Source organism: Vibrio sp. SSH13-20, assembly GCF_040104475.1.
GTDB classification, from domain to species: domain Bacteria; phylum Pseudomonadota; class Gammaproteobacteria; order Enterobacterales; family Vibrionaceae; genus Vibrio; species Vibrio harveyi.
Genome location: NZ_JBECOU010000001.1, coordinates 992,212 through 1,015,120 on the forward strand (window position 1 = coordinate 992,212; position 22,909 = coordinate 1,015,120).

At 43.4% G+C, this 22,909-nt stretch carries 21 protein-coding genes; 5 read left to right on the plus strand and 16 right to left on the minus strand.

All coding sequences use genetic code 11. The annotated features are described in order from the left end of the window. Nucleotides 1-73 precede the first annotated feature (73 nt). The 3 genes from ABMY42_RS04415 (at nt 74) to ABMY42_RS04425 (ending at nt 3,292) form a co-directional block, all read left to right on the plus strand. Entirely contained in the window at nt 74-400 is a 327-nt protein-coding gene (locus tag ABMY42_RS04415) for a cytochrome c (RefSeq protein WP_017190809.1), read from the plus strand. 218 nt (nt 401-618) lie between these two features. Beyond that, a complete protein-coding gene (gene yfcC, locus ABMY42_RS04420) occupies nt 619-2,151 on the plus strand; it encodes a putative basic amino acid antiporter YfcC (RefSeq protein WP_005443800.1) in 1,533 nt (510 codons plus the stop codon). 145 nt (nt 2,152-2,296) lie between these two features. Continuing rightward, nucleotides 2,297-3,292 carry a succinylglutamate desuccinylase/aspartoacylase family protein gene (locus tag ABMY42_RS04425; RefSeq protein ID WP_069687590.1) on the plus strand — a complete coding sequence of 332 codons (996 nt, stop codon included), beginning with the start codon at nt 2,297-2,299 and terminating at the stop codon, nt 3,290-3,292. Between the two features lie 112 nt (nt 3,293-3,404). Here the strand turns inward: ABMY42_RS04425 and ABMY42_RS04430 are convergent, their stop codons facing one another. Continuing rightward, nucleotides 3,405-4,526 (minus strand): multidrug effflux MFS transporter, encoded by a 1,122-nt coding sequence (locus ABMY42_RS04430; RefSeq protein ID WP_069687591.1) that lies wholly within the window; start codon nt 4,524-4,526, stop codon nt 3,405-3,407. Between the two features lie 128 nt (nt 4,527-4,654). Here ABMY42_RS04430 and ABMY42_RS04435 point away from each other — a divergent pair, with 128 nt between their 5' ends. Then, nucleotides 4,655-5,434, plus strand: a complete 780-nt coding sequence (locus tag ABMY42_RS04435; RefSeq protein WP_349266034.1) for a helix-turn-helix transcriptional regulator — start codon at nt 4,655-4,657, stop codon at nt 5,432-5,434. A 17-nt stretch (nt 5,435-5,451) separates the two neighbouring features. On the opposite strand, the gene ABMY42_RS04440 is transcribed toward ABMY42_RS04435, so the two are convergent. The 7 genes from ABMY42_RS04440 to ABMY42_RS04470 all read right to left on the minus strand — a co-directional run bounded on the left by ABMY42_RS04440 (nt 5,452) and on the right by ABMY42_RS04470 (nt 10,552). After that, nucleotides 5,452-5,973 carry a lipocalin family protein gene (locus ABMY42_RS04440; protein ID WP_331455361.1) on the minus strand — a complete coding sequence of 174 codons (522 nt, stop codon included), beginning with the start codon at nt 5,971-5,973 and terminating at the stop codon, nt 5,452-5,454. Nucleotides 5,974-6,029: 56 nt separating this feature from the next. Then, nucleotides 6,030-6,557 carry a histidine phosphatase family protein gene (locus ABMY42_RS04445; protein WP_038899516.1) on the minus strand — a complete coding sequence of 176 codons (528 nt, stop codon included), beginning with the start codon at nt 6,555-6,557 and terminating at the stop codon, nt 6,030-6,032. 27 nt (nt 6,558-6,584) lie between these two features. Then, nucleotides 6,585-7,013, minus strand: a complete 429-nt coding sequence (locus ABMY42_RS04450; RefSeq protein WP_272759871.1) for a hypothetical protein — start codon at nt 7,011-7,013, stop codon at nt 6,585-6,587. Next, nucleotides 7,000-7,653 carry an aspartate/glutamate racemase family protein gene (locus ABMY42_RS04455; protein WP_349266035.1) on the minus strand — a complete coding sequence of 218 codons (654 nt, stop codon included), beginning with the start codon at nt 7,651-7,653 and terminating at the stop codon, nt 7,000-7,002. Before ABMY42_RS04455 ends, ABMY42_RS04450 begins: the two co-directional genes overlap by 14 nt. 70 nt (nt 7,654-7,723) lie before the next feature. After that, complete coding sequence (locus ABMY42_RS04460; protein ID WP_005446994.1) at nt 7,724-7,969, minus strand: hypothetical protein; 246 nt, start codon at nt 7,967-7,969, stop codon at nt 7,724-7,726. Between the two features lie 170 nt (nt 7,970-8,139). Beyond that, nucleotides 8,140-8,682 (minus strand): hypothetical protein, encoded by a 543-nt coding sequence (locus ABMY42_RS04465; RefSeq protein ID WP_005446996.1) that lies wholly within the window; start codon nt 8,680-8,682, stop codon nt 8,140-8,142. Nucleotides 8,683-8,866: 184 nt separating this feature from the next. Beyond that, complete coding sequence (locus tag ABMY42_RS04470; protein WP_349266036.1) at nt 8,867-10,552, minus strand: immunoglobulin-like domain-containing protein; 1,686 nt, start codon at nt 10,550-10,552, stop codon at nt 8,867-8,869. Between the two features lie 375 nt (nt 10,553-10,927). On the opposite strand from ABMY42_RS04470, the gene ABMY42_RS04475 reads away from it, so the two are divergent. After that, a complete protein-coding gene (locus ABMY42_RS04475) occupies nt 10,928-11,308 on the plus strand; it encodes a cystatin domain-containing protein (protein ID WP_349266037.1) in 381 nt (126 codons plus the stop codon). Between the two features lie 88 nt (nt 11,309-11,396). On the opposite strand, the gene ABMY42_RS04480 is transcribed toward ABMY42_RS04475, so the two are convergent. The 8 genes from ABMY42_RS04480 to ABMY42_RS04515 form a co-directional block, all read right to left on the minus strand. After that, nucleotides 11,397-14,453, minus strand: a complete 3,057-nt coding sequence (locus ABMY42_RS04480) for an SMC family ATPase (protein WP_349266038.1) — start codon at nt 14,451-14,453, stop codon at nt 11,397-11,399. 9 nt (nt 14,454-14,462) lie between these two features. Then, nucleotides 14,463-15,602 carry an exonuclease SbcCD subunit D gene (locus ABMY42_RS04485; RefSeq protein WP_277204082.1) on the minus strand — a complete coding sequence of 380 codons (1,140 nt, stop codon included), beginning with the start codon at nt 15,600-15,602 and terminating at the stop codon, nt 14,463-14,465. A gap of 137 nt (nt 15,603-15,739) precedes the next feature. Continuing rightward, on the minus strand, nt 15,740-15,988 hold the full coding sequence (locus ABMY42_RS04490; protein WP_005447016.1) for a hypothetical protein: 249 nt from the start codon (nt 15,986-15,988) through the stop codon (nt 15,740-15,742). Between the two features lie 82 nt (nt 15,989-16,070). Further along, the gene (locus ABMY42_RS04495; RefSeq protein WP_005447018.1) at nt 16,071-16,445 is read right to left on the minus strand and encodes a hypothetical protein; all 375 of its coding nucleotides are present in this window, start codon (nt 16,443-16,445) and stop codon (nt 16,071-16,073) included. A 103-nt stretch (nt 16,446-16,548) separates the two neighbouring features. Next, a complete protein-coding gene (locus ABMY42_RS04500; RefSeq protein WP_349266039.1) occupies nt 16,549-17,262 on the minus strand; it encodes a GAD-like domain-containing protein in 714 nt (237 codons plus the stop codon). A gap of 224 nt (nt 17,263-17,486) precedes the next feature. Beyond that, a complete protein-coding gene (locus ABMY42_RS04505; protein ID WP_005447021.1) occupies nt 17,487-17,843 on the minus strand; it encodes a hypothetical protein in 357 nt (118 codons plus the stop codon). Nucleotide 17,844: 1 nt separating this feature from the next. Continuing rightward, a complete protein-coding gene (locus ABMY42_RS04510; RefSeq protein WP_349266040.1) occupies nt 17,845-22,083 on the minus strand; it encodes an RHS repeat-associated core domain-containing protein in 4,239 nt (1,412 codons plus the stop codon). A 9-nt stretch (nt 22,084-22,092) separates the two neighbouring features. Next, entirely contained in the window at nt 22,093-22,908 is an 816-nt protein-coding gene (locus ABMY42_RS04515; protein WP_227740480.1) for an NAD/NADP transhydrogenase beta subunit, read from the minus strand. Nucleotide 22,909 lies beyond the last annotated feature (1 nt).

Sequence of the window (22,909 nt, forward strand, 5' to 3'; positions counted from 1 at the left end):
TTTTGATCATTGAGCTTCCCCTAAGGGGAAGCTTTATTCTATGCGCTTTCAAGAACTACAATGAGTGCATTTCATGCTTAGATACGTGCTTCTAACGTCTCTTCTTCTCTCTTCCTCTGTTGTGGCGAAACCTTTTGGTGACGTTGATAAAGGCAAACTTAAATCGCCAAGCTGTGTTTACTGTCATGGTTCGAACGGCATGACGACAAACGACGCTTACCCTAACCTAGCCGGTCAGAATGCTCAGTACCTGTATGATTCTATGAAAGCGTATCAAGATGGGCTTCGCTTAGGTCCTTTGGCTGAGATGATGGCAGCCCAATTACGCATGCTGAATGATGAAGATTTGCGCGATGTTGCCGCGTTTTATTCAGAACAAACACCTCATGCAGAAAAATGAATAATTATGGGACTTGTGAATCACCACAAGTCCTAACTCCGTTTTCATTCGCACAACAACTAACCAAAACAATTAACCATTAAATCATTGATAAGCAACTCAACCCTCTTCAGATCAAATTATTGATGAATTTATAGTTCATCAACTCAGTTAATATTGACTTTTTATTCTATTTTATCGATATTTCATGCTTTCTATAATTCGACGTGAAATAGGTTATGTCTCACACACACGCTCAGCCATCGGAATCGGCGGCAACCCCAAAATCATGGCAGATGCCTGATACCCTCATTTTGATCTTCATTGTTGGTATTCTTGCTGCGATTCTTACCTACTTAATCCCTGCTGGTCATTTCGATAGCCAACAGGTGACCTACATGGTCGACGGTGCAGAAAAAACTCGTACTGTTATCGATCCATCTTCTTTCTCTTATGCAACCGACGAAAACGGTGAATTGGTTTACAACAAGGTTGGACTGTTCGCTTCAGGCGGTGGCATTGGTCTAATGAACTTCCCATTCGAAGGTCTGGTTTCAGGCTCTAAATGGGGCAGCGCGATTGGCGTTATTATGTTCATGCTTGTTATCGGTGGTGCATTTGGTGTGGTAATGCGCACAGGCACAATCGACAACGGTATCCTTCGCCTTATCGATAAGACCAAAGGTAACGAAGCGCTATTCATTCCAGTTCTGTTTTTGCTGTTCTCTTTGGGCGGCGCAGTATTTGGTATGGGTGAAGAAGCCGTTGCATTTGCGATTATTATCGCGCCATTAATGGTTCGCCTTGGCTACGATGGTATTACTACAGTAATGGTGACCTACGTTGCGACTCAGATTGGTTTTGCAACGTCTTGGATGAACCCATTCTCGGTAGCGATCGCGCAAGGTATTGCTGGTATTCCGGTTCTGTCTGGTATGACCGTACGTATGGGTCTGTGGGCTGGCTTTACACTTATTGGTATTGCTTTCACTATGATCTACGCAGCGCGTATCAAAGCAAACCCTGAGCTTTCTTACAGCCGTCGCACTGACAAATACTTCCGTCAGCAAGAGCTAGGTGACCACGATTCTCGTTGGAACCTAGGTGATACCCTAGTAATCCTTACGGTTATCGCAACGACAGTATGGGTTGTTTGGGGCGTAGTGGCTAACGCATGGTACATCCCAGAAATCGCATCTCAATTCTTCACTATGGGCTTTGTCGTTGCGATTATCGGTACGATCTTCCGTCTAAACGGCATGACGCTAAACTGTGCGGCTGACGCATTTAAAGAAGGTGCAGCAATCATGCTTGCCCCTGCTCTATTGGTTGGTTGTGCGAAAGGTGTATTGCTTATCCTAGGTGGCGGTACTACTGATGAAGCAAGCGTACTGAACTCGATCCTGAATAGCGCTGGTGGCGTGATCAGCGGTCTTCCTGACGTTGCAGCGGCTTGGTTGATGTATGTTTTCCAATCTATTTTCAACTTCTTCGTGACTTCAGGTTCTGGTCAAGCAGCGCTGACAATGCCTCTCTTGTCTCCTCTTGCAGACATCGCGGGCGTTACACGTCAGGTAGCCGTTCTAGCATTCCAACTTGGTGACGGTTTCACTAACGTTATCGTTCCTACTTCAGCGTCTCTAATGGCAACACTGGGTGTATGTCGTATCGACTGGGGTGACTGGGCGAAATTCTGCTGGCGCTTTATGCTATTACTCTTTACCCTATCGAGCATTGTCGTCGTCGCAGCTCACGTGATGGGTTTTGCGTAAACTGATTACCAATATCCCCAAGCAACTTAAACGCGAAAGCGGAGTTTGGGTATAAAGAATAAGGCGAGACAAGTTCTCGCCTTTTTTAATTCAAGCCGTATGGCAAACAAGCATCGAAGTAAGATGTTTTGGAGTGACAACTTTAATGGCAACACAATTTCTGGATGACGTAATTCAAGGTCATCAAGTCATTCAATCTCTTGACGTAACAGACTTGCCTGCAGGCGAGCATAAGTTTTGGTTCCGTATCGCAACCAACGCCCTCTCTCAATGGCAACATTTGCCTGTGTTGGTTTTCAAAGGCAAAAATCCGGGTAAGAAAATCATGATCACAGCGGGTGTTCATGGTGACGAATACAACGGTGTTTTAGCTGCTCAAAAAACCGCTCGTGAACTGATTGGTAAAGACATCACAGGTACTGTAACTGTTGTTCCGACCATCAACCTAACTGGCATGCTGAACCACAGCCGTGACTTCTTCTCTGCAGATCCAGATGCATCTCCTGCAAACTTAAACCGTTTCTTCCCTGGCGATGCAAACGGCAACGAAGCAAACCGCTTCCTGTTTGCTTTATGGAATAACCTTCTTAAGCCGAACGCTGAGCTGGCGATTGATTTGCACACTCAAACCACTGGTGCTGCTTACCCGCTGTACGTATTTGCCGATTTCCGTATTGAACAATCTCTAGAAATGGCTCGCCTCATTAACCCAGATGCGATTCTTAACGATCCGGGTGACGCTGGAGTACTTGAAACCGTCTGGAACAACAGCGGCATTCCAAGCATCACCATCGAGGTGGGCATGGGTCGTTACACAGAACAAGAGCTGATTGACCGTACCGTGACTGGCATCTTCAATATCCTTGCTCGTCATGACGTAGTGACCGGTGAAGTTGCAGAGATCACGCCTTGCCTAGAAGGCAAAGACATCATCAGCATTCGCGCTGAATTAGGTGGTTTTGTACTACCACAAGTGAAGATGATGGATAAGGTAGAACAAGGTCAATTGGTTGCAATTCAATACGACAGCTTTGGTGATGAGATTCAGCGTTACACAGCGCCGACTGAAGGTACAGTGCTGAGCCACAACATTGAATCGATCCGAGCACCTGGTTCTTTGGTTGTTCGACTGATTAAGTAGTACCTTTGAGTTTAATAGTTCGTAATTTCAATCTGTTAGATTCAAACTAATGACACATAGCCCTGCATAACTTGCAGGGCTTTTCTTTGTTGCTCTCTTCAACATGCTTCAGCTAGGCTCTGCGTGACAATGTCACCAATAAAACTAAAGCTGCACACAACATAAGAACAAATCCAAGGTTTTGAATCATTCCAGCTAAACCTAGACCCGAACCAATCATCAAGTAGTACATCAATCCTAGCAATGCCCCTGCACTGCCCGCTTGTTGCTTGTAATCAACCAAAGCGGTACTCAGTACATTTGGAATGGCGATACCAAATGCCATCACAATGAATAACATGGGAGCCAAGAACCAAATCGATGTTTGCAGCATAAACACACCGAAGCCTCCGATGATCAAAAATGCTGATGCAATCCAAAGCAAATGCGTTTGTGAGCGACCTTTTGCTAGCAATGACTTGTTCATCAAACTGCCAATTAAGGTACCAACGCCCAATATCACACCGCTGTATCCGAACTGCTCAGAACTCAGTCCGAGCTGCTCAAAAGTGAATGCGCCCAATTGGTAGTATGCGAATAAAGCAATGTTGTAGAGCGCAACCAACAACGCAGATTGCCAGATTTGAGCATCTTTCAACATTCGTCCAAGTAATGAGCCTATATTTAGCGGCTGCTTTTGAGTTTGTGTTTCAGGTAGATTAACCGCGTTGTAGCACAGCAACACAAGCGCCAAAATAAACAACGTAAAGAACACAACCTGATAGCCACCGAGTGCTGTTAACTGACCACCGAGTAACATGCCAATCACTGGACTAATGGAAATACCCATGCCCATAACGCTAAATACTTTGCTTAGCTCATCGCCTGAAAAGCTGTCTCTTAGCATGGTTTGTGTCACGACCGACCCAACCGCAATCCCAAAAGCACTGAACGCACGAGCTATCATCATCACATCAAAGCTTTCTGTTTGCATAGCGACCAAAGCAGATACGCCGTAAACCAGCAACCCTGCCAGCATGGTCGGGCGTCTGCCCCACTTATCTGCCAAGATTCCCCAAACCACCACGCCAATAGCAAATGCAGAAAAATAGATAGATAGGGTTTGTGCTGCTTGTGAATACGTCACAGCAAACGACTGAGCAATATTGCCAAGTGCTGGGCTGTATATGGTCTCCACAATTTGCGGAAACATCAGCATCACCACCATCAATCCAATAGAAGGTTTCGTTTTCATTTTTACCTCTCTGTCCCACTCCTACAGATGTTTAAGTGGATAACGAACTTAACTTGGCGTGCAGTATAGAAGGCGTTATGCTTCACCCATTAACAACATTAAAACCAAAAACATCAAGATTCGGACAAATGGCAGTTATTGAAGATAATACTCGATTCGATGCGGACGCGATTGCCGCGAGTGTAGTTGGCATCGCTGCGGATGTCGGCAAACATGATTCCGGTATGCACGAACACAAGAAAGGACAATTGCTTTATGCGCCACAAGGATGCATGACGTTCGCACTCGATAACTCTATTTGTATATTACCTCCAACCAAAGCGGTTTGGATTCCGCCGCATACTTCTCACAGAGCCGTCATGACCAACGTTGTAGCTTACCGTTCACTCTATTTCGATTGCAGTAAATACACCTGCCCTGATGAGATAGTGATGATTGAGGTGAACGACCTTTTAAAAGCACTGATCGACAAAATGGCATTGTGGGAGTGGGATATTGAAGAAACGAAAACCCAAGCAACGAGCGCTTTGTTTTGGGAAGAGTTTTACCAAGCGAAGCAGTTTGAGTTCTCTTTACCCTTGCCTTCTAATCGACGTTTAACAGGGTTTCGTAAGGCAATGACCAAGGGTGATTTTATAGCTCCTGAGTTAAACCAACTGTCACAAACCGTTGGCGCGAGCAGCAAAACCATTACACGCCTATTTAAGGCTGAGACTGGCATGTCTTATCAAGATTGGCGTCAGCAATGGCGGCTACTTAAGGCTATTGAGCTCTTATGTGAAGAAAGACAAGTCAGTGATGTTGCCCATTGTTTGGAGTTCTCATCAGACAGCGCATTTATTGCGTTCTTTAAGAAACAAACCGGGCAGACACCACTGAGTTTTATGAAGCGCAGATCGTTGTTATAAGGCGATCATTTCGCTTGTTATTTGGTTTGGTCTACGAGAATTAACTCGTCCAACGCAAAGCCTTTCTCTTTTGCTACTTGTTTAAAACGCTCGATGGTTGCTTTATCGACAGTTGGTGTGCGTGACAGTAGCCATAGGTAGTCGTGATTGAAACCAGAGATAAACGCGTAGTCGTAGTTCTCACCTAGCTCAAATACGATGTAAGACGAATAAAACGGACCGAAGAAAGACACTTTTAGATGCCCTGTATTTTCACCATCAACGAAATACGCTTTGCCATCAGCTTGCGTCCATTCTTTATCTTCTTCTGAATAGCCTCGGTTGATAACCGTTACGCCACCATCCTCACGTAACTCGTATTCAGCCGTCACATTCGATAAACCGCGCTCAAAAGAGTGATCAAGACGCGCAATTTCATACCACTTGCCTAGATATGGCTGAAGTTCAAAGTTATTGACCGGCTCCACGCCGTCGGGTTTAGACGTACAGCCAAACAACGTTGCAAGGGACAAAAGTAAAAGTGTTTTAAGAGATTTCATACTGCAACCTGAAATTAAGTTAGTGACTGATTTTACTATAGAAGATAAAAATTCGATCAGAAATTAATGTATCGAAATTCTCCACAGGACAGTCCTACGTCTTGGAAACCTTGTAGTGCTTCAAACACATTAAAGTGGCTCACGACAACAACCTTTTGATATTGGCGGTAACGATCCAGCACCAACTCTGCCCGTGCTTTTAGCTCATCAACATGTTCGTAGCGACTGTCGGTCATTGGAATACCCGCTTTTAACAACTCTCGGTATTCCTGCCAGCGTCGGTCTCTCTCATTCAAGGTAATGTAGCCGCCTTCTTTGTCAGCACGCCACTCTCTCAAGTCATGCTCAACAAACAAAGGCAAACCGCGATGACGATTGAGAATTTCTGCAGTTTGAAGTGTTCTTGTGTAAGGAGAGCTGATGATGATTTCAGCATCATTGAAGACTGGATGATTGAGTTTTTCTTGCAGCACGGGCAAATGCTCTCGACAAAGCGGCGCATAATCCTTCTCAAGTTGAGTCATCTGCCGCTCATCCGATAACGTAAAATCTGGCACGCCATGCCTTACAAATACAATGTCCATATTGTGGTGATCGTCCTTGTTAAATTGCTATTGAGAAATTGGAGTCAGTTTTAGATAGGAGTGCACTTCTCCATTTTTGTATTCAATCGCAGAGTGGATGGAAGGTTCACGGTTTCCCACAACAGAAAGTTCGTAAGTATTTTCACCTTTGTAGATCGTGATATGAAGTACGCCAGCCTCTAGCTCCCAATGCCCTTTGGTGTGAAGGCGTCCAAACAAGGTGTATTCATCAAGTGAACCATCTGCATGCAAATGTACCTCTGTGATGTAGCCTCCCGTGCAACTCTTGATCCAGCAACGATCACTGACTTCTTCGAAGCGTATTTCTCTTTTGCTTGCCTTCCATTTCGAGAAACGTTCAGACTCCGCAAACGACGCTTCGATATCGGAATGTTCTTTTATGGGCGCCCCTTCAAGCTCGCGCAGGCAAAGCTGAATCCAACTAGTTATTTGCATGGAATGTCCTTAAGGTTTCAATTGCCCTTTTTACGCCTAAACGTGGGCTGCTTAATACTGGAATGTCGACATCAACTAATGATGCAGCACCTGACATCGAAGCTTGTGCCAGTACGATTACGTCATAATCACGAGCCTTTTGCTCTATTACCGCTTTTATCTTGTCGTAATAGCCTTGGTTATCTTGGTCGAGAAAACGCTCCCAAGCACCTTCAACCACAAACGTATCTAACTGACGGATACAATTGCCCTCACTCGTCTCAAGTAACGCCAAGCTAGGTTCAATGGTTGTCGATAATGCCGCGAGTAACAACACTCGCTCATGAGTGACAGCTTGGTCACCCATCGCGCGGTCGATACGCTGAACGTTAACGCCCTGCTCTGTAAGCGACTCAGCAAAGCGACCAATTGAGGAGCAAGTACAAACCACCAAGCTTGCTTGTTCAGAAAGCTCGCGTACTTTGCCTTGTACGGATTGTTCCACCTTAGATTCGTCCTCTCCAGCAACCAGACGCTCTAACAAGCCAGCATCGGCAAAGTGTGCGACTTTTAAATCAGGTGCGAGCTCTGTCATCAGTTCGGAGAAAGGTGGAATGTGTACGGGTGAAGTATGAAGAAAATATAGGTCGTATGGCTTCATGCTAAGTTGTCGATTTTTAGTTCAATTTCGACAACTTAGCACAAGGCGATGGGAATTAATGCGATCAGAGTTACTGTTGTGCTTCCCAAAGACCAAGAAAGTACTTGCCGTAAACCACTTCGGTTTGTAGATGCATAATCAGTAAAAATGCAATTAAAGCTAATATAAAGCGATTGAAATAACGACTGACTTTGGTACGGATTTTTATATCGAATACACCGATATGGATACCAACATAGGCAAAGGGGTAAACCAACAAAACAGCGAGTAACCAACCTAGGTAGCCGGATATCGCCATTTCTTCGTAGCCGATCATAATACCTCCACAATGAATACGACGGGAACGTTATTGGGGTCTGTTAATCTCTCGAGCTGATTTTTGCAGCGAAAGGTCAACAGACCCTAGTATTCATCATCTAACGGAGGCGGAATGTCAGGATTTACACAGCTGCGAGCCGTTGCCAAAAAGTCACTTAAATAAGTTACTTATCTATTTATAAAATCTTGAGAACCAAGAAAATCTTGTGCCATTTTTGGTGAAGTGATGTGGATGAACTCGATAGGCGAACCTTTTAAGTCATCTTTCAATTTTAAATAACGCTTCCGATTCTTTCGGTAATTCTTAACCGACCACCAAATAATCGAGTCTGTACTCAAAAACGCTTTTCTAAAGCTTTCTCTATTGCCAGTTCCTTCCCAAAACTCTTCTTGAGTCCATGCCCTTTTAATAGCACGAGTTATGGAACGATAAGTGGTGATAGAACGTGAATAATCGAGCCAGATGATGGTATCGACTCTTTGCCATTTGTATGGTTGTGTTCGGCTGTAATTCCCGTCGAGTACCCAAGCGTCTTGTTGAGTTACGTCCACGACTTTATCGAAGAACGTCTCATCATCGAGTTCTTTCCAATCGGGAAGCCAGAACAACCTGTCCATTTCTATGTACGTGACACCTAATTTCATTGCGAGTTGCTTTGAAAACGTCGATTTACCGCTTGCACTGCTGCCTACTACATTGATCCTTTTCATTAAATCCTCCTAGGTGACCGTACCAAATTGACAAAGAGCGACGCATTCCAACTATAGGTAAGTCTGGAAAATGCGGAGGCGGGATATTAATGATTACGCTTTAAAGTTCTAGTGTAGGTTCAATAAGACGTGAAGTTACGCGCATAAAAAAGCCTCCAGTGAAGGAGGCTTGCAAATGAACTAATTACAACTTATCCCATGCGTCTGACCAATAAACGGTTTCACCTGGCGCATAAGAAGGATTTGAACACCACCCCGTGTATGGCCATGGTTTACATTGATACAAGTTGCCATCTGAACCTGTGACAATGTCACCTGCTTCATACGCTTTTCCAGATTCATACGGAGGGTAACTGCTGCCATCAGAAACAATCACAGAGCGTTGAGCTGTCGTAGTTTGATTAGCACTGTCCGTTACGCGGTAAACCAAGTTGTAGACGCCTAGAACGTTCACATCTACACGGCCCTCTACACGAACTTGATCAGTCAAATCACCGTCTTCTGCATCCGTGGCTTTTACACCTGCCATTGGGTCAAATGCATCACCAAGCTGGATAGTTGTATCCGCGACACCTTCAAACTCAGGCACAAGACTGTAAACAACAACCGTTCTGCTTTGCTTGGTTTCATTGTTGTCGCTGTCTTTTACACTGTAAACCAAAACATAAGTGCCAACGGTGTTCACATCAACTGAACCTTCGACAGTAATGCTGTTAGTTAGGTCTCCATCTTCTTTATCAGATGCGGTAACACCTGCATACGGATCAAATGCACTACCGTGATGCACTCGAACATCGTTGATGCCGCTAAACACCGGTTCGCCTTCACTTGGCGGTGGTGGAGTCTGACCGTGGATAAACGGACCGTAATCCTTCACAAATTTTTCACCGTACGCCTGACCATTCTTGTTGGTGCCCATATCCCAGTTAACTGACCATGTCATTACGCCACGAAGTGCCTGCCCTTGCGCTTTAAGTTGGTCAAACGCGTCGTAAAGATCGTGAGGGTCTTGTACAAAGCCCGTTGCTGCTGCATCAATGTTAGATGGAATACCAAACACCAATTTGTCATGCGGAATTTTATGGAAACCACGTGTACCGTTCGATAGAGAGTCTGAAATGTAGTAAATGAATTCTTGTTTTAGCGCATCATTGTTTTGTGCAATCCAACCCACACCTTCAACCCAAATACCATCACCACCTTGGTTGTAAAATTGAGGGTTGATCCAATCGTAGTACCCTTCTAATCCAGTAATATAAGGAACGTATTTGCCACCTTCTGTTAAGTATGGAAACTCAGGCGCCATCGTAATTAGGAAGTTTTTGCCCTGCTGTTGATAGTGTTCTTTTACAAGGCGAAGTGCAGCTGGGATTACTGTTTGGTTGTCTGACGCGGTTACTGCAGATTGCTCTAAATCGATATCCAGACCATCAAAGCCGAACTTATCAGTAAGGCGGATGATCTCTTGTGCGAATGCTTGCTCATCGCCAGTTTTCAGCTCGACGTGCGCATCTGCACCACCAAGCGCAATAAGAACGGCGCGTCCTTGTTGGTTTAGTGCGCTAATTTGATCAATAAATTGTTGTTCTGAAAGACCAATATTTGGATCGAGCTTAAAGGTTGGAATGCGGCCTTCGCTGGTATTGAACACCTTCATGAAGGAGACGTTAACCACATTGTACATTGGGTCAACTTCATCCAGCGTCACACACGGCGCATTACCGCCCTTGTAACCAGCCCCATCGCACCAGTTATGCCAATAACCGACTACAACACCGCCATCTGGATTCACCATTTCATTAGCGGATGCTACGTTTGAAAGACCACTCAAACCCAATGCTACTGCTAGATATAGCGCTTTTTGCTTCATCGTGTTACCTCTCATCCATTTTGCTTCATCACAACAATCATTCAGCACTTTATATTAGTGCCTAATGAATTTTTATTGGATTATATGGCTGTATTGCGAAAACAGATACACGTGCAAAGTTATGTTTTCCAAGTCTATTTTATAATTGTGATCTTAATTCACGACGCGAAATGAATAGAAAATTAGCGTTCGCTCTTAAGCGTGACTTACTAGCAAAATTAGGCAAAAAGTTAACCAAAATCTATTTTTTGGAGCTCGCTCGCAACGATTTAATCAGGATTTAACCCTGTTCATATAAAAAGTTTGCACAACGTAGACATTGGGCTGGAACGCCAACTTATATAATGCGGGCTTACATAAATAGAGGTTATTTTTATGAAATTAAAAACAGTGTTAGCTTGCGCAATCTTGGTTTTGCTTGTCGGATGTCAGCAAAAAACTCAAGATGAAGCGACACAGTCAACAACCTCGGCAGATGTATGTAATACACAAGGAAATATGCCAGGTGGGTGGAACGAATTCGATGCTACCCCAGACGCTCAAAAGGCAATGGCCTTTGTCCTAAACAAAATGGAAACTCTCGCTTCGTTTAAACAGATCTTGTCCGTTCATGCACAAATTGTGAGTGGTGTGAACTACGCGATAGAGTTTGAATTGAATGACGGATCAGTTTGGAACACGGTTGTTTATCGCAACCTTGATGGTGAATATGCGATTACGCAATCACCGAAAGAAGGTCGCTTCTGCGAACAATAAATGCTTCGAAACTGAGAACCAAAAAGCCCCGCTATTTTACACCGTAATTTAGTGGGGCTTTTTGTTTATTCATATTTTCCAGTACTGATTAAGAATCAAATGCCATCTGAGACTTCACAGAAACTGTAGAACCAAGTCGCGACGGTTCGACATCAATGCGTTGCGCCATTTGCTCTTTCAGCTCGGAAACGTGAGAAATCACGCCAATCATGCGACCCGTTTGTTGTAAGTCGACCAAGGTTTGAATCGCAAGATCCAAAGATTCCGGATCTAAGCTGCCAAAACCTTCATCAATAAACAGCGTATCCAAGCGAATACCGCCACTGTAAGACTGCACAACATCAGATAGACCGAGCGCTAATGCCAACGCTGCCATGAAAGATTCACCACCCGATAACGTCGCAACATCACGCGTTTTACCTGTGTAGCTGTCCTCTACTACCAAATCCAAGCCTCGTCCTGCCGCACCTTTAAAGCCTTCAGTTTTACGAGCCAAGATATAACGACCTTTACTCATCAGACTTAAACGCTGTGACGCTTGAATCAATACATCGTCTAATAACACACCAAGGACAAATCGGTGCAGACTGATGCGGCTACCCGTTTTACCGCTTGCAACGTCATACAAGGTGCCAAACACTTTATATTCGTCTTCTAACTTAGTGTTCTTGTCATGTAACGTCGCGATGTCATTACGGACTTTCTCTAGACGTTCAAACAAAGAGCGCGTGCTATCAAGCTGATTACGCGCTTCAACGTAACTTTGCTGATTGCTGTTTAGCTTAACGTTAAGCCCTTCTAAATCTGGCAACGCCAAGTCTTTCAATGTTGAACTTAAATCTGCCAATGTTTGTTCTAGCTTGATTTGAGTTTGTTTGAACGCATCAATTTCTTGCTGCCAAACCTGCATCTCGGCTTCATCCACTTTACATGCTAAGAATTGCGCTTCGTCCTCGAATGCACTAGCCTGCAACGCTTGCTCCCAATCAGCTTTTGCTGTGCTAAAACGCTCTAGTGCTTCATTCAACCACTGTTGATTGGTTGTCAGTTGGCTTTCAATATTGGTCTTCGCAAGCACGGCTTGTTGCAAATGATTTTGTGCATTTTCTAAAGCGGAATTTAACTCCGCAATCTGTTTTTGAATCGCAACAATGTCTTGCTCAAGAACTTCAAGAGATGAGTACTTGGCATCTAACGAAGCAGACAGTTTAGCCAGTTGCTCTCGGTTCACTTTTATCGTCGATTCATTCGCTGCCATCTGGTTTTGCAGATCATTGATCTTACCTTCCCCAGTAACACAACGCTGGTTTAGCTCATTGACGCTTTGTTCCAGCTGAACCAAGTTAATCGATGACAATTGCTGTAAACGTTCATTGAGCTGCTGCATAGACGCTTGTAACGCGCTTAAATCCATTGATGCGGTTTGGCCAAGCTCAACGGATAGTTGCTCAATCTGCTGCTTGTATTGTCCGACTGCGATATTGTGCTGCTCCAATTGATTGCTCAATTGGTTAAGCGCAACTTGCCCTTCTCGCTCCGTATTTCGAGCACGCTGAACTTGCTCTTTTGTTACCTCTTCACCAACAAATTGAGCGGGTTGAGGGTGTTCTACACTACCGCACACCGGACACATTTCACCGGCTTGTAAGCGCTGAGCCAATACTGCGGCTTGAGCATTGTGCCAGCTCAATTCAAGTGTATCTGCTGAGCGTTGAAGTTCTGCGTATCGCGCTTTTGCTTGGTCAACCGAAGCTTGTTTGCTAGGCGTCAATGCATCCAATTTAACTAGCTCTTGGTTTAAGCCAGTGAGCTTCTGTAGATCTTGCATTAAACGTTGTTGCTGTTTTATCTCAGCATCTACACTGCCAATACTTGCAACATCGATTCGAGCTTGATCCAGTGACTTCTGACCTTGTTGTGCCTCTAGCGTTAACTTCTCTTTCAGAGCGATATATTTCTTAAGCGTTACCTCAAACTCGGATTTTTGCGTCAAACCTGCGTTAATGGCTTTCTCTAGCTCAGACTTTTCAACCAACTTTCCTTTCATGCCTTCAAGTTGGTATTGCTGCTCTGTCAGTTTTGGCAATTGTGCAGCTTGTTCTTTCGCGGTTTGCAATACGCCTTCTTTGGATTTTACCGCGTCATTTGCCACAGTAAGATCTTGAGATAGCTTAGCCACCTTTTGCTCAAGTTCTTGCGATTGCTTTGAGGCGTTTTGTAACGTGACATAAGGCAACTCAACCTTGCTTGCCTTCTTCGCATTGTCTAACTGCAATTGACGTGATGAGACAGCATCGCTCTGTTCCAGATGTTGCTTCAATGCAATTTCGGCTTGCTCGCGCTTTTTAAACTCATTGCTCAGCGCTTCTGCTTTTTGCAGTTCCGTTTTTACCGTATTTAATTGAGCCAGAGATTCTTGCTCTTGCTTTTGTACAGATTCAAATTGAACAGATAAGGCTTCACGCTGCTCTGTTAACTCCACTTCAGAAGAAACACCAGCAACCTGCAGTGCGCCTCGAATTTGGTTATCAAACTCGTCTTTGGCTTTGCTAATGGCACTCGCTTTATCTTTCAGCGCATATTCAATCTTCTTGTAGATATCAGTTTGGAATAGCTGACCAAATATCTCTTCCCGCTCTTTGGATGTCGCAAGTAACAACTCTCGAAACTTACCTTGTGGCAACACCATCACTTGGCGGAACTGAGTTTCGTTCAAGCCAATGATATTGGTCACTTCTGTCTTTACTTGAGTTGTTTTGCTGGTGATGAGCTTTTCTTCGTCCGTAATCTCATACAAAGCTGCGGTATGCTTACGCACCGTCATGCCCTCACCACGCGCCTTTGGTGCTTCTTGTTCTGGTGAGCGAATTACTCGATAAGACTTACCGTGCAACGAGAACTCTAGTGTCACTTCAGTCAGCAACGTTGGTGCTGCCATATCGCAACGCATTTGAATACCTTGGCGCTCATTACCCGTCGTTTCACCATATAGAGCAAAACAAATCGCATCGAGGATCGAGGTTTTACCCGAACCAGTAGGACCGTTGATGAGAAACAAAGGGTTAGTTCCCAGTTTGTCGAACTCAATCGTTTCTGTTTGAGCAAACGGACCAAAAGCCTGCATTGTCAGTTTAATGGGTTTCATGTTTGGTCCTTACTGAGCTTGCTGAGAAAGTTGTTTGATGATGTCACTGATCGCTTGATCTTGTTCTTGCGATAATTGACTGTCTTGCGCTTCCGAAAAGAAGTCTCGGAACATGTCTATCTCACTTCTCGCCAACTTTGCTTGCGCCATCTCCTGCTCGACACCAATTAACATGCCCGGTTTTTCTAGGTGCAAAACATTCGGGTAAACAGTACGTAGCTTTTCCATTGGGTTTAAGATTGCGTGCTTATCCATCAAACGTACCAACAAGTAGTCTTCGTTTTTCGGATCGGTTTTGCCCTGCTCTATTACTTGTTCAAGTTCACCTTCAACGATTCGCATCTCATGAGGTGCAGCAAGGTTAATGTGCTCTCCCGAGACAAACCCGTTTTGGTCAATTTCCACAAGCGTGAAACCTTTCTTCTGGTTTTGTTCACCAAAGCTGTATTTCATCAGTGAACCAGAATAACGAATGTACTCTTCGCCTTTTTTCTGTGGCTGATGCAGATGCCCCAACGCTACATAGTCAAAGTTGAGGAAATGCTCGTGACTGACGCGGTCGGAGCCACCAATCGAAAGTGGACGCTCAGATTCAGACTCAATGGCACCATCGACAAAGCAGTGGCTGACCAACACGTTGCGTTGCTCTGGTTGGAACTGTTCAGCGATTTTCTCAGCAAGTAGCTTGTGCGCTTGGTCGTGGGTCGAAACGGGTTCTTGGTAGGTAAAACGGACTTGCTCAGGGTCGTTATAAGGCATGCCATAAAAAGCAACTTGCCCTGCGCTTTCGGTTTCAATAACAACAGGGGTAAGCATGTCTTCGAAATTACTGATAATGTGAAGACCCGCATTTTTCATCTGTTCTGAACCAAAACCCAAGCGCTCAGCACCATCATGGTTGCCAGAAATCAGAATCATCGGCGTATTTAGCTCCCCACAGATTCGCTTCACCACTTTGTTAAGTAGTTCAATTGCGATAGTTGGTGGGACAGAACGGTCATAAATATCACCAGCAACAACAACCGCATCAACAGGGTTGTTTTCAATGTAATGGATTAACTGGTCAAGAACCGCTTGCTGATCGTCAAGTAAAGAGACGTTATGAAACTGTCGACCGAGGTGCCAATCTGAGGTATGGATAAACTTCATTCGAATTCACTTTCTGCCATCAATATGGCGCTATCTTATTATCCCACTAGGATATCGTGAGTTCGTAAGCTTTTCATGTGGTTTGTGGCGTATGCTGAAGTTAAAGTATAAACGAGCTAATTGTGCGTTCTTCAAATCTACCAACCATAAGCATCTGAGATTTGGCGATATAGTTCCTCATACGCATCTTCTTCATTTTGACATTCAGTTACAGACGTAATTCTTCCTTGACTGTTGTATACAACTTGCCAAGAATCATCTCGATTGACCACACACAAACACTCACCATTTTTTAGTCCATCTAGGCTATAGGATTGATGAGGTACTTTTTTCAATTTATCAGCATTCATAACAAAGCGAACTAGTGTAGAGTTTTCATTATTCATTTGCGTTTATATCCTTTGCCTAATTTATTTGCACAAACCCGCTCATTATTTAGGGGGAAAAGACATGCCCTAAGAACTCGGTTTACCTATCTAAAAATTCTACATCCAACCGCTCAACACAGAGACAAATAAACTGACCATCCAAATATGCATAATCAGACTCTAAAAAACCATCACAAATCTTAAGTCCAGCGTCTATGGTCCCACCGCTTAGTCTACCTAATAGCTTATAAGCATAGGTACTATCGACCCTTGTCATACTAGTTTCGTCTGCACTTTCCTGCTCTGTTAATTCAAAGTCCAACATTTCAAATGCAACAGGATATTCTTGCCCAATATACAATTCATAGGGGCACACCCCGGCAAAACAGGTTAATTCGACACCATTAACTTCAAGCGTAACTTCTTCTTCAATATCTGGGTTTAAGCTAAGAACTCTCGCCTTGTGTGTGATCACTATTCAGCCAAACTGATTGTTTAAAAGATATCTATCTAGATCGATACTAGGTAAACAAAAGAGCCCACAAAGCGTGAGCTTGAGTTTTGCTATGCAGGACGGGTTAATCTCTGTGACTTTTAAGGACATTGCCGACCATTGACGCCATATCGATAATTTCGGCTCCCCCTAAATCCGCCATAACCTGTAAAAATACATGTAGATCTTCTTTGGTCATAGCATCTGCGGACTTCTTGCCCCCCATAAATAGGTAAGGGGTAAACATCATCACTTCTTCTTTACCCACTGGACCATGTTTTTTAATCGCAGACGGAAAGAGAGGTTTTGAACTAACTTCTACGTCTATATATTCTTTATCTTGAAAACCGAAAAAGCTTTGAATTGCAATATTAGCATCGCCTTTAGAAATGTCTTTTGCGTGTCCTTGATTTGTCATTATCCAATTTAAGTGTGTCGCTATATCGAGTGACGCACCTGTTCGCTCTCCCCACAAATAGAGTTGACCATAGGCGCTTCGAGCGATCACATGGTAGTTGTCATAGTGTGCGAACTCTGTATCGTCGAGAAAAGATTCAAGCACATCTTCAAATTCTGCGGGATTGGTGATCCAGAATAGACCATCGTTAAAGCCAGAGAAACCGACCATTTGCCAGTATTTAAGTAGCTGATCTGGAAGTATGCCTCGATATGCTTCAACTTGTTGGTCAGTCGCCTGAATATGTTCGGTCGGCTCGCCAAACTCTTCTATAAACATTTCAAAATATTCGTCATTCAACTTATTTAATTCCACGTAATGGGCAGCGATCCAGTGAAACATTCATTTGGGTATCTGGTCCTAAAGTTTCGAATGCACGTTGCGCTTGCTCATCCGTCTGAGATAAGCGCGATTTTGTGCGCCACTGAGATCCCCGCCGGATATCGTGAGTTCGTAAGTTTTTCATGTGGTTTGTTTTGGACGCAACTTTAAGAATACAAATTATTTCCCCGAAAGAAGTGGTATCCTGATTATCAAAATTTTCGCCCAGACACTGCTCGATTCAATTACACTCCCTTCCTAATTTCTTCTTTAAGCTGAACTAATGAGTTTACGTTAGCTAACTCCAGATGAAATGAGTAATCCATGTCAACCACTTGGAGAGGTATCATGAGCAGAGTTTTCAATTGAAGAACAAAATCTAGACTATTATCATCAATTCCATCGACAGTTATTGTTTCGAGGTCATCACTCAATCGAACAATGTAACTCTCATTATTTACAGCGTACTCTGCCTCAAAAACAGAGCCAATAAAATTTCCTTCTTTGTCATTTCTAACACCTACTATCTTTCTAATTTGTTGAACAACGGTATCTTTATCAAATTGTTCATTTTCACCAATAAATAGTAATAGTTTACTCATATCATCCCCCTCCTGACTCTTTGATTGATGTCCTAACAACCTTAACATGCCCTGGTATTTTATATTTTTCGATTAGTGACTGAAAATAAGGCTTTGCTAGAGGCTCATTAATTCTCACCTCCAACTTGTTAAACGGAACCTCAGAATCCTTTAAAACAGCTTTCAATCGTTCAAATTCATGTGCTTGCTCCTTGCGAATTTTCTCACGCAAAAATGGCGGAATCTTAGAGTCTTCAATAAAAGGACTTCTGCTCTTTTTATCAACAAACTTTGCTTCAAGAATTACAGTTCCTTCATAGCCATCAATGTCTATTGATGTCCCCCCTCCAAAGACTCGATAGTTCCGAGGCCCAGTCTGTTCTATTTCAAACAGATTGGCAGGTCGGTTTGAAGGCGTGACTTTACTATAAAGCCGTGACACATAATCGTCTATATGCGTACTTACATTATCCGCGATATTATTGCCATGACCTTCAATTTTGTCGAGCTCACTGACATACTTAGTCGCCATAGCCCCTTGCCCGACAACAGGAACCATTGCAGAAAGTGACATTCCCGCGTTAACAAAGTCACCAGTTACTCCATACAAAAAAGTATTAACTGCGTCAGGAATAATTCCGACTCCGGGCAGCATACCCGCGGCATCGAGTGCCATATGAACATCGTTAATACTTAAAGCTGAATGATGCGGGGACGAATACGCATGTAGCTTGTAACTAGGTGAAGCTTGAGTAATTGTAGCTTGATAATTCCCCGAGCCCATTGCGTAGTACACCGACTTCTCAGGCGAATTATCGTCGCGCCCCGCTAGAACTGTATGCGACTCCTCTTTTGCACATAAACCCAAAGGATCAACCCACGAGACAGGGTTTGGCGCGAATTGATAGTGGTTAGTTCCACCAAGCAGCCCTAGGGGATCGGGTTGGATAAATCGACCTATTTGAGGATCATAATAGCGTGCTAAATTGTAATGCAGACCAGTCTCAATATCGAAGTACTGCCCCTGTAAGCGAAGGTTGTTTTTAACCGTCTCGATTTCAACGTGAGCAAATCCAAAGGTATCGTATGTTGCTTGCCAAACTACCTGCCCTTTAGAGTCCACCAAACGTTCTGGGGTTCCGATTTGATTACATTGGAAAAAATAACACTTGCCGTTTTCAATAAGAGCAAGCGGAACTACGCTGTTTGGTTGATATAGATACCACCGATAACCCGAACGCGAATACTCGCCGACTAGATGACTTCCTTGCCAAATAAACTCGGTGGTTCCATTTTCGCTGATTTGCTTCGTTCTGCGTCCTAGTGCATCATATTCAAATTGACACAACCGCCCTTCAGTCTCGACACTGATTAACTGTCCTTTTGCATCATAAGCACAATGCTGTTCCCACCCATTGCCTTGAGTGCGGATTCTATTGCCTAGCTCATCGTAGTCGTACCTTACGCCGTTATATTCAACCAGCCGATCATAGTCTAGCTGTGCACTTTCATCATTAAAATTACCAAAACTGTCAAAGGAATATGACTTTTCTAAAGTCTGTGTTTTTACTCTTTCTAATTGCCCAAGTTCATCATAACGGTAATGCAACGCCCCCTTTTCACTATCAACGATAAGAGACAATAAATGCTGCGCGTTGTAATGATACTTACGCTCGAAAGCAGTCCATATTTGGCGCTTCAAGCGACCTATTCCATCGAACTCTCTTAGCTCTTTTCCCGCGCTATAAGTGATTATCGATAAACGTTGTAATTCATCGTATTCAAACTTAATTGAATCTTCTCTCTCAGAGCCGTTTGAATGAATCGTTAATCCACATACCGTGCCAAATTGGTCATGCTCATATAGCACCTCTGTTCCATCGTCATAGCGTTGAGAACGAAGTAAACCGTTATCTTGGTATTGATTGACGAAAGAAAAGCGTCCCTGCTCCTCACTCACCAATTTCGTGCCAGAATACGTATATGAAATATTAGAGAAACGGTTGTGCGCGCGAGTTAATTTACCACCTAGAGTATGTTGGTAATGGTTCTCTACACTTCGATTTTTGCCACTGGCTTTAACTTTTGCAACCTGTCCAAGCTCATCATATTGAAACGAGATCAGAATAGAGCAATGTGATATTTGACTTAACCTTTCAGCTCGGTCATAGGTGTAATTGGTCTTAATTCGATCGAAGTTAATTGTCTGGCTTATATGACCGTCAGGTGTGTACTCAAACTCATATTTGCAGCCATCCGAGCGCTCAATGCTCGTCAGGTTTCTTTCCGAATCATAAGAAAAAGAAAAAGCACTCTGATCTTGTTTCACTATCGCTGTTGGCTGGGCTAGATGCCCCCAAACAATATCTATAGAACCTCGTGGCGTGCAGATCTGTTTAACTCGACCAAAATCATCATATTCGTAACGATGCTCTCGAAATGTTTGATCTTTTTTACTTTGAAAATATAAACGGGTAAGTAAGTTGTTTTCGTGTCGCTCAAAACCAGCAATCAAATCATGGGGATAAGAGATACCATTGATACGTTCATATTCGTCATAGCTATAACGAACCAAACACTGGTTTACTTTCTTTGCTAGCAGCTGGTTTGCCTCACTCCACCACCATTGAGTACGAGTTCCAACATCGCTGTTCTGCTCTACTTGTCGACCGTGTTTATCAAACAACGAATGTTCTTTTAGCCCGTTTTTGTATTGGTGCATGACCAACTGACCTAAAGCATTAAACTCTCTTATCTCAACTTCACCGTCAGGAAAACAATGCTTTATACATTGACCAAATTCATTGTATTCAAAATCTTCGATCGCCCCTGAAGAATGCACTTTTTGCTTCATCAAGCCAAACTCATCGTAGAAGTGGAAAGTGTAGCTTTTATCCGGATTAGTCGTGCACGCTAACCTCCCCATAGAATCGTGCTCATATGCCATAAGTCTGGATTCAGGGCTTATGCATTCAAGCAATTTTCCATTTTCATCATGCTTATATTGCCATCGGTTTCCTAACGAGTCCCAGTAAGTTGACTCGTATAACCCGATATCAAACCGATAGTCATAGACGCCTTCATCCCCCCAATTTCGAACACATTTTGCATCTTTTCCTTCACCCAACCATTCAAAATAATGAGAAAAGCCAGTCGCTCGCGTTCGCTTAACCAGTAGGTTCGAGTCGTTGTATTGATACTTTTCTATGAGACCGTTTTCGTTCTTGGCACAGATTAAGCGACTACCTGCATCGTAATCATATTTTGCTAACACGTGGTTTGTTTTGGGGGTTCTGATTTCTACAAGCAATCCATGTTCGTCGTACTGAAGTTCAAGTTTTGGTTTCTGGTTGACACTGACTCCAACCACTCTGTGATTGCGAGAGTATTCAAGGTTCACGGTTTTCATGTGACCCAGACGAACTTCACGTGCGACCCACAACTCGTCTTTCAAATAAAACTTAATTTGAACTTCGTTTCTCAATGACACGAGTCGATAACCATTTTTGTGGAACAGGCAGCTTGCACCAGAATAAGCTTGATAACTAATTCCGCCGATCTCCACACTAGGAAATTGAATCGTGTCTCCTACTTCATCCATAAAAAGCCAACCTACCACGTTAGACTTTTCATCTAATACATCCATTAGCTCGTATTGAAATATATGCCTCCAGCCAAAGCCTAAAGATGTACTCGTATCACAGAGAGAAGAGCGATACGTACGTAACCACGTCAAATGAAAAGGTAATCTAACATCCACTAAAGATAAGTGTTCTTCACCTGTCACCATCGACACGGGATCGCCAGCTTTAACATGACGTTTACTGCTTTCATCTTGAGGAGAGAGACTTACAGAACTGCTCGCATTAACACGTTCAGAACGCGACAATACCCTCGCACCTTTTGACGCCTTTAGAGCGACAGGTTGTGGAATATTCGTTGGTGGATAGAATGTTTTAGGGAGTAACTTAGGCAGTTCTGATACAAACAAAACACGATCATATAACCCTTTAGCGAGTAGCTGGTCGAGCTCTTCTATGCCTTTATCTTCATACTCATGAGCAAATGACACTTCTTTACTCGTCCAAGAGGCGATTTCTCTTAGGTCATCCAATGATGCAAAATGAAATTGCTCAATAAAAACCGCTGCACAGTTTTCGGTGCCAAATTCTTTTTCAATACCAACATTTAAACGTTGATGAGAAAAGCAAAATACGGCACCACTTAACGCTTTAAGTTTGACAATCCGTTGTAAGTTCATCTCTTCAAGTTACTCATTAACCCAGCGATACAAAACGCCTACGGCATATCCATACCGTTCAACGTCAATTTGCAATCCGCAATAATTTGATATGTTTCTATTTGCTTGCTGCTGGTAAACACAGAGCGCTTTTAATAAACCATTACAAGGACCTAAGGGACCCGTGATCGAATCTATTAGCTGATAGGAAGTATCCGCTGTTATCCAAGGAGATAAGAACTGAATAGACTCCAGCCATACTGGCTCTTCTCCTTCTATAGACAGAGCGAGTTCGTCTAGAAGATGAGTACAAACAAGCCCCAATTGTTTGGTGATATTTGATGTCGCCGTATCAGTCCCTTCAAAGTCCAAATCAACAGCAACCTTGTAAGGACGTAATCCTCTATGCCCCATGGAACAACGCGCCATAACTAACGAATCAAGACCATATCCAGAATCGATTGCGTTTATAGCGACGACCCACACTGAGTTATTTTTTTTGACCAAGCGTTCAATACTGTTAAGAGCCATCAAAAAAGAGGCATTACCATATGGATAAAGGGCAATTTTATCCGCCTCGACTTTGCTAAATATCGACAAAAACGAAGCGATAACTCTTCGCAGAATGTTCTTATCGGTGATATTTGGCAGCAACAAGAAAACATGACCTGAAATATCCCGCTTGCTCAGATAGTTAGAATAAGAATCAAGCGTATCAATAATAGAGAGAGAGTCGACCTCTTCAAAGTTCGATACAGAGAATTCTGACGGCTTTAACGTATGATTAGTGAGCTGCGATATTGAAAATTCTTGGTCTCCCAACAAACACAAGCTTGGCTGAAACATA

What these genes read in the sequence shown, in the direction of transcription:
- ABMY42_RS04425 (WP_069687590.1), top strand. Translation starts at nt 2,297, where the DNA reads ATGGCAACACAATTTCTGGATGACGTAATTCAAGGTCATCAAGTCATT.
- ABMY42_RS04450 (WP_272759871.1), bottom strand. Translation starts at nt 7,013, where the DNA reads ATGCAAATAACTAGTTGGATTCAGCTTTGCCTGCGCGAGCTTGAAGGG.
- yfcC (WP_005443800.1), top strand. Translation starts at nt 619, where the DNA reads ATGTCTCACACACACGCTCAGCCATCGGAATCGGCGGCAACCCCAAAA.
- ABMY42_RS04480 (WP_349266038.1), bottom strand. Translation starts at nt 14,453, where the DNA reads ATGAAACCCATTAAACTGACAATGCAGGCTTTTGGTCCGTTTGCTCAA.
- ABMY42_RS04470 (WP_349266036.1), bottom strand. Translation starts at nt 10,552, where the DNA reads ATGAAGCAAAAAGCGCTATATCTAGCAGTAGCATTGGGTTTGAGTGGT.
- ABMY42_RS04415 (WP_017190809.1), top strand. Translation starts at nt 74, where the DNA reads ATGCTTAGATACGTGCTTCTAACGTCTCTTCTTCTCTCTTCCTCTGTT.
- ABMY42_RS04445 (WP_038899516.1), bottom strand. Translation starts at nt 6,557, where the DNA reads ATGGACATTGTATTTGTAAGGCATGGCGTGCCAGATTTTACGTTATCG.
- ABMY42_RS04515 (WP_227740480.1), bottom strand. Translation starts at nt 22,908, where the DNA reads ATGTTTCAGCCAAGCTTGTGTTTGTTGGGAGACCAAGAATTTTCAATA.
- ABMY42_RS04490 (WP_005447016.1), bottom strand. Translation starts at nt 15,988, where the DNA reads ATGAATAATGAAAACTCTACACTAGTTCGCTTTGTTATGAATGCTGAT.
- ABMY42_RS04440 (WP_331455361.1), bottom strand. Translation starts at nt 5,973, where the DNA reads ATGAAATCTCTTAAAACACTTTTACTTTTGTCCCTTGCAACGTTGTTT.
- ABMY42_RS04475 (WP_349266037.1), top strand. Translation starts at nt 10,928, where the DNA reads ATGAAATTAAAAACAGTGTTAGCTTGCGCAATCTTGGTTTTGCTTGTC.
- ABMY42_RS04430 (WP_069687591.1), bottom strand. Translation starts at nt 4,526, where the DNA reads ATGAAAACGAAACCTTCTATTGGATTGATGGTGGTGATGCTGATGTTT.
- ABMY42_RS04505 (WP_005447021.1), bottom strand. Translation starts at nt 17,843, where the DNA reads ATGAGTAAACTATTACTATTTATTGGTGAAAATGAACAATTTGATAAA.
- ABMY42_RS04435 (WP_349266034.1), top strand. Translation starts at nt 4,655, where the DNA reads ATGGCAGTTATTGAAGATAATACTCGATTCGATGCGGACGCGATTGCC.
- ABMY42_RS04485 (WP_277204082.1), bottom strand. Translation starts at nt 15,602, where the DNA reads ATGAAGTTTATCCATACCTCAGATTGGCACCTCGGTCGACAGTTTCAT.
- ABMY42_RS04460 (WP_005446994.1), bottom strand. Translation starts at nt 7,969, where the DNA reads ATGATCGGCTACGAAGAAATGGCGATATCCGGCTACCTAGGTTGGTTA.
- ABMY42_RS04455 (WP_349266035.1), bottom strand. Translation starts at nt 7,653, where the DNA reads ATGAAGCCATACGACCTATATTTTCTTCATACTTCACCCGTACACATT.
- ABMY42_RS04500 (WP_349266039.1), bottom strand. Translation starts at nt 17,262, where the DNA reads ATGTTTCACTGGATCGCTGCCCATTACGTGGAATTAAATAAGTTGAAT.
- ABMY42_RS04510 (WP_349266040.1), bottom strand. Translation starts at nt 22,083, where the DNA reads ATGAACTTACAACGGATTGTCAAACTTAAAGCGTTAAGTGGTGCCGTA.
- ABMY42_RS04465 (WP_005446996.1), bottom strand. Translation starts at nt 8,682, where the DNA reads ATGAAAAGGATCAATGTAGTAGGCAGCAGTGCAAGCGGTAAATCGACG.